The sequence below is a fragment of the Streptomyces sp. NPDC003284 genome, from assembly GCF_053589675.1.
On sequence record NZ_JBSFSI010000031.1, the window covers coordinates 76,687 to 80,832 of the forward strand.

Annotated in this window: 3 protein-coding genes; all 3 read left to right on the forward strand. The window is 73.3% G+C overall.

The genetic code is table 11. The features are described 5' to 3' along the window. Window positions 1-261: 261 nt before the first annotated feature. The 3 genes from ACWDYF_RS35800 (at window position 262) to ACWDYF_RS35810 (ending at window position 2,151) form a co-directional block, all read left to right on the forward strand. Window positions 262-1,392 carry a hypothetical protein gene (locus ACWDYF_RS35800; RefSeq protein ID WP_451584326.1) on the forward strand — a complete coding sequence of 377 codons (1,131 nt, stop codon included), beginning with the start codon at window positions 262-264 and terminating at the stop codon, window positions 1,390-1,392. Between the two features lie 9 nt (window positions 1,393-1,401). Next, complete coding sequence (locus ACWDYF_RS35805) at window positions 1,402-1,701, forward strand: hypothetical protein (RefSeq protein ID WP_451584327.1); 300 nt, start codon at window positions 1,402-1,404, stop codon at window positions 1,699-1,701. 117 nt (window positions 1,702-1,818) lie between these two features. Next, on the forward strand, window positions 1,819-2,151 hold the full coding sequence (locus ACWDYF_RS35810) for a hypothetical protein (protein WP_451584328.1): 333 nt from the start codon (window positions 1,819-1,821) through the stop codon (window positions 2,149-2,151). Window positions 2,152-4,146: the final 1,995 nt, after the last annotated feature.

The window sequence follows — 4,146 nt, forward strand, 5'->3', positions numbered from 1 at the left end:
GTGGGTGGGCGATGGCGTCGTCCGCTCGGCGTGCTGAGGCTCGGCGGGGCGCCGCAGCTGCTCCTGGAGCTGGGCCCCGGCCTGCTCGGCGCTCGGGCCGCGGGTGGTGTTCTCCTCGGCCGGGGCGGCACCCGCGGTGTTCTGTTCCGGGGCCGGGGCGGAAGGCATCGTCTTCGTGGAGATGCCGTCGCTCTCGACGGTTCCGGGACCGGTGTGGCCCGGCGACGCGGTGACCATGCCGTCGCCGGGCTGCTGGGGGGATTGCGCGGCAGACTCGGGTATCTGAGGTACCTGAGGTACGGGCGTGCCCGCTCCGGCGACGGGGCGGGCGGTCTGTTGCTGGGCGGCGGCGTCGAGCGCGGTGACCGTGGTGGTGAAGGTGTCGTCGTTCCTCTTGTCGTGGGCGAGCCACGCGGTGATGTCGTGTCCGACCTGGGCCCAGAGGGTGTCGTAGGCCGTGAGCGTCTTCTCGCGGAACTCGTCGGCGAGGCTGTCACGGACGGCGTCCTCAAGGGTGTGGCCGGGGTGGTCGCGACGGTGGCCGGCCAGGAGGGTGTGGAAGTCGCGGGCGGCGTCGGCGGCGGCCTCGGTCAGGTCGTGTTCGTGCTGGATCCGGGAGACCAGCGTGGCGTTGAGGTAGGCGGCCGACTTGTGCCAGGGGCGATTCTGGGGGGCACGCTGGTGGCGAACGCCGCCGGTGGCCGGAGCGTCGGCGAGACGGAGGGTGTCGGCGCGGAAGTCGCGGTGGCCCAGATGGCCGAACCAGCTGTCGGCGATGGCCTGGTCGACCGCCTGCTCCCACTGCGTGCGCAGCCGGTGCTCCATCTCGTCGCTGAGGGCGGGGCCGTTGCGCAGGCCGTCGAAGTGCTCCGCGAGTGCTTCGGTCAGGACGGCGTTCTGCTCGTCCAGGCGGGCCTGACGGTATGCCGCGTAGTCCAGACGTGCCGCGAACGCCTCGGGGCCGGCGTACGAGGTGGTGAGTCGGGTGAGTCGGTCGCCGAGCGCGGCCTCGGGCGTGTCCGTCGCCGCCCCGTCCCTCTCGAAGAGGGTGTGCAGGTCACGGTCGAGTTCGTCGCGCAACAGCCGCTGTGTGCGCTGCGGCACGTGCGACGCGCCGGACAGGGTGTGCTTGTCCAGAGAACGCTCGAAGGTGTCCAGGCCCCGTCGTGCCCAGTGCGCGCGGACGTCGAGACGGGCCACGGCGGCCGGGACGTCGGCGATCAGCCGTTGATAGGTGTTCTCCAGGACGTGCCAGTCCGGCTCGGCGAGTTCGCCGCCCCGTCCGGTGTCGTTGACGTGCAGACCGTCCGTCGCGTCTGGATCCCAGCCGACGGCCTTGTCGACCGCGCGGTCGGTGATCGCGTCCAGGTCCCTGGCGAAGTGCTCCTGTAGCGCGCGGACGTGGCGCAGCATCATGCGGTCGCGCAGCTCGGTCATGGTGCGGGGCACTGTGTGTGCTTCCGCTTCGCCGAGTGCCTGCCAGAACCCGTCCGAGCCCACGAACAGGCGGCCCGAGTCCAGGGCGGCGTCGTGCGCCGCGCCCGCACCGTCCCGGCCGGCCCGCGCGCCGAGGCCGGCCACGGCCTCCCGGAAGTCACTGTGGAAGGCGTCGGCCCAGCGCACGGTCTCGGCGAGCTGGACCGCGTGCCGGCCCAGGTGCATGCGCAGTTCCTCGGTGACCGCCTGCCACTCCGGCCCTGACACCACCACCTCGCGCGGGTCGGTCCCCGACTGCTGGGCCAGCCGGAACCGCAGCCTGGTGTGGGCGTCGGCCAGCTGTCGCCGGAACGACTCCTCCACCCTTACGGCTGCCGTCTCGTGCGCGGCCTCCTCGACGCGGGGGTCCGCCCGCTGCTCGCCCAGGAGCGTGTGCGCGCCGAGGAACTCCTCGAACCGGGTCCCGCGCAGGGAGCTCACCGCCCCACGGGCGTGCTCTCGCAGGGCGTCACCGTCGAAGAGGTCCCGCTCGTCGAAGAGTTCTCTCCGGGCGAGCTGTTCGTGCAGATCCGCGTCGCGCGCGGCCCGGAACTCCTGCCACAGGCGGCCCAGCCGCTCCCTCTCCGCCCTGCGCGCCCTGTGCAGCAGCTCACCGCCCGCGCTCACCACGCCCGCGGGGTGCTCGTGCAGGTCCCCTCTGGGTGCGGCGCGTGAGGCCAGGGCCGCCAGGCCCGCCGTCACCTGTCCGCGCACACCGTTGCGCGCGTTCCCGATCCGGTCGGCGATCGTGCCCGTTCGTACGTCCGCCTGCCGGGCCGCCACCTCGTCCGGGCTCGCGGGGGCCTGCGGGTCGAACACCCTCGCGCCGGACGCGGCCGAGTCCGTCCCGGCCCATTGCATGCCTCGCGGCAGGCCGCTGTCCGCCGCCGGGTCCACGAGGGTCTCCCGCGCCCCAGTGCGCGGCGGGGCGGGGATCGCCGACGGGTCCTGGTGCACCAGGGGGTCGTGAGGCCCGGTGGGACCGGGGAGCGGCCCGGTCGCGGTGACCTCGGATGCGGTCGGGAGGAGGGGGAACCCGGGCACGGTGTCTCCCGCCGCGACAACTCCCCGCGTCGGTACGTTCTCTCCCGCCGCGGGAACGGATTCCCGGCCGGTGAGGGCGGCGGCCGTCGTGTCTGTGACGGACGAGGCGGTCTGCGGGGCGGAGGGTGTCGTACCCGGCGGGACGCCGTGGCCCCTGGTGGGAGTGTCGTGCGAGGTGGGGACGGATTCCTGAGCGCTCTGGCTGTGGGTGCGTATGGGGTGGTCGGGAGCTGCCGGAGTCGTGCGTGTGCCGGGGCCCGCCGCGGCGGCGGGTGCAACGGACGCGGGTGCAGAGGTTTCGGTGCCTAGGGTGGTTCGTATGTGGTCCCTGAAGGCTGTGAGGTGGGTGGCGGTCTGTGGCCAGTCGCGGCGGGTGATGGCCTGGTCGGCGGGGGTGAGGAGGCGGCGTTGTTCGGTGGGGGTGATGCCTGCTTCGGTGGCGAGTTGCCGCAGGTGCTGCATGGCCTGGAAGGCCGCGGCGGGGCGTTCGAGGAGGAGGCGTGCGCGGTCGGTGTCGTCGGTGTTGTGGCGGGTCAGTTCTGGAGGGGCCTGCCAGTGGTGGAGTGTGTCGTTCAGCCGGGTGCGTGTCTGGGTTCCCAGGGGCGGGCGGGTGGTGGCGGATTCGGTGGTGAGGCGGGTGGCGGGGGGCGCGGGCCACTCCGCCGTGCGTACGGCATCGGGTGTGGTGTGGTGGAGGGTGAGGTGGTCGGGGATGGTGAGCCGTACCTGGCCGGTCTGGGGGAACGGGGTTCCCGGGGCCGGGGCCCAGGGCGGGGGAGCGGTGATCTTGCCGGTGGCGGGCAGCATATTTCCCGGCAGGGAGATGCTTTCGCCGGGGTCGGGGCCGGGGCCGGGGGCGGTGTGGTAGAGCGGGGCCGGGGTGGTGCCGCCGGGTGTGTCGTTGTCGTCGCCGGGCTGGTGGCCGCCGCCTGTGGCGGGGCCGGGCCGGAACATCCTGTTGAGCTGTTCGGGGGTGAGATCGGCCAGCGGGGGTTTGTGGTGGGGAAGGTCGAAGCCGAGGCGTCCCTTGAGCCAGTGGCCGAGCTTGACCGCGCCGATATGGCCGACCGCGCTGCCGAACGCCGCGCCCGCGCCGCCGGCCGTGGTCATCCACGTGGTGGTGAACTTGCCCAGCTCATCGAGGTTGAAGAATCCCTCCGACAGGTTCATCGCCGCCGCCTGGAGCCCGGCCTCGGGAAAGGCCCGGACGAACTTCATCCACGACGGTGAGGGCAGCGCGCCGGCCAGATCGCGCGAGAGCGCACCGCGCAGCCCGTCCATGGAGGCCGGCATCCAGGACAGCGCGGCATCCAGTTCCCGGCCCAGCGTCTTCGGACCGCGCCCCGCGTGCGCCATGAACGTGTCCGCCCACGCCCGGCCCGCCTCCCCGGCCTGCCGCCAGCCCAGACGTTCACCGAAGGCCCGCGCGAACTGGTCGCCCACCGCGTTACGGAACGACTGCCGCGCGGTGCGCCCCACCACCTCGTTCTGCAGCCGCACCGCCATCGGCACCGACAGACTCCCGATCCCCCGCCCGAACCAGTTGCCCGACAGCAGCTCACGGTTGAGCGGATCGTCCCACAGCTCACCCAGCCCGCCCCGGCCCGCGCCCTTGACCCCACCGGT